The sequence below is a fragment of the Roseibacillus ishigakijimensis genome, from assembly GCF_016595415.1.
Taxonomy (GTDB): Bacteria; Verrucomicrobiota; Verrucomicrobiia; order Verrucomicrobiales; family Akkermansiaceae; genus Roseibacillus; species Roseibacillus ishigakijimensis.
In genome coordinates this window covers 1-1,851 of record NZ_JAENIO010000086.1, presented here as the reverse complement: position 1 = coordinate 1,851, position 1,851 = coordinate 1, and the positions used below count along the sequence as shown (strand labels likewise).

2 protein-coding genes are annotated in these 1,851 nt (G+C 48.1%); both read left to right on the top strand.

All coding sequences use genetic code 11. The features are described from left to right. Nucleotides 1–110 precede the first annotated feature (110 nt). Nucleotides 111–857 carry a metallophosphoesterase gene (locus JIN78_RS16640; RefSeq protein ID WP_234038058.1) on the top strand — a complete coding sequence of 249 codons (747 nt, stop codon included), beginning with the start codon at nucleotides 111–113 and terminating at the stop codon, nucleotides 855–857. Between the two features lie 181 nt (nucleotides 858–1,038). Then, nucleotides 1,039–1,668, top strand: a complete 630-nt coding sequence (gene ycaC, locus JIN78_RS16635) for an isochorismate family cysteine hydrolase YcaC (RefSeq protein ID WP_200393125.1) — start codon at nucleotides 1,039–1,041, stop codon at nucleotides 1,666–1,668. The last annotated feature ends 183 nt before the right edge of the window (nucleotides 1,669–1,851 follow it).

The window sequence follows — 1,851 nt, the reverse complement described above, 5'->3', positions numbered from 1 at the left end:
AGTCCAAGTGGCTGCGGGATAGCCCACGAAAATCCTAAGCACGCCACTTTTCCTTGAAAAGGTGCTGGTCTGGCAAATCATCAACCATATAATCTCTGTGAGAAAAAAGTATGCGCATCCAAGTTCTCAGTGACCTTCACATCGAATTTGGTGCGTTTGATTTCCCTCGTGTTGATGCCGACCTAGTGGTGTTGGCAGGTGACGTGCACGTTAAACTCAACGGAGTTCGCTGGATCAAAGAGAATATCCCAGATACCCCGGTCGTCTATCTCGCTGGGAATCACGAATACTACGGAGAGAAGATTCCGAGGTTACGCGACAAAATTCGTGAAGAGGCAGAGGGGACGAATATCCATTTTCTTGAGAACGAATTCGTTGAATTCGGGGGATACCGGATTTTTGGCGCTACTCTTTGGACAGATATGGAGCTGCTCGGCGACCACCATGTGGGATGTCTCGAGGCTGTCAGGATGAACGACTACAAGAGGATTAGGAAGACGCCTTCATATCAGAAGCTCAGACCTGTCGACACTCGGCTGTTACATGCTGAAAGTGTCCGCTCTATTCGGCAGTTTCTTGAGGCAGGGGATTCACGACGGTCAGTAATTGTTACTCATCATGCCCCGTCAATCCGTTCGCTTCCCCATCGCCGTAGGACGGAACCTATCAGCTGCGCATACGCATCGAATCTTGATTCGTTTATCGAGAATCTTTCACCCTTGCTTTGGATTCACGGACACATTCACCATTCGCAGGATTACGAAATTGGGGACACAAGAATCCTATCCAATCCACGGGCCTACCTCGATGATCCGAATCCAAGTTTCGATCCAGAGCTAGTCGTGGATCTCGGGTAGAATCTACTGAACACAGAACAATGCGCAGCACCACAAATCCGACCGCGCTGGCGAGTCGGCGGCTTGACTGGAGCAGGGGACGTGGTAGAAGTAGTGAAAGCGCGCTGAGTCGGTCGGATTGGGTGTGCTAAGACGTTAGGCCTAAAATCATATCACAACCACAAACAAGAAAAACACAATAATGAACACACCATACAAATACAACCGCCTATCAAAGGATGATGCCGTGCTACTTTTAGTTGATCACCAAGCAGGTTTGCTTTCTTTAGCTCAGGACTTTCAGCCCTCAGAATTTAAGAATAACGTATTGGCCACAGCCGCTTGTGGTGATTACTTTGAACTACCAACCATTCTTACTACCAGCTTTGAGGATGGCCCCAACGGACCACTGCTTCCAGAACTAAAGGAGATGTTCCCTGATGCTCCCTATATTGCACGCCCTGGCCAAATCAACGCTTGGGACAATGAAGACTTTGTCAGTGCAATCGAAGCGACTGGGCGCAAGCAATTGATTATAGCAGGTATCGTGACCGAAGTCTGCGTTGCATTTCCTGCACTCTCTGCCATTGAGGCTGGATATGAAGTCTTTGTTATTACTGACGCTTCAGGAACATTTAACGAAGTTACTCGTCACAGTGCTTGGTTGCGCATGCAAGCAGGAGGTGTTCAGCTGATGAACTGGTTCGCAATGGCAGGAGAACTTCACCGTGACTGGCGTAATGATATCGAAGGACTCGGGACACTTCTTTCCGAGTACATTCCGAATTACAGAGCCCTTATGACAAGCTACTTTACAACGTCTTCCAAATAGAGGCCTAACAAACCACTGAGGCCAACTGACAAGTGATTTTTAGGAAAACTGTTCACCGAGTTTGGGGTGGGTTTTCTTGATTGTCTCAATGGTTTTGAGGAGTGGGCTGTTTGATTTTTCCAGGGCTTTGAGGTAGCGCCTTTCGTCGTATTTTTCGCGATTTTTCCAGCAACTGAAGAGGAT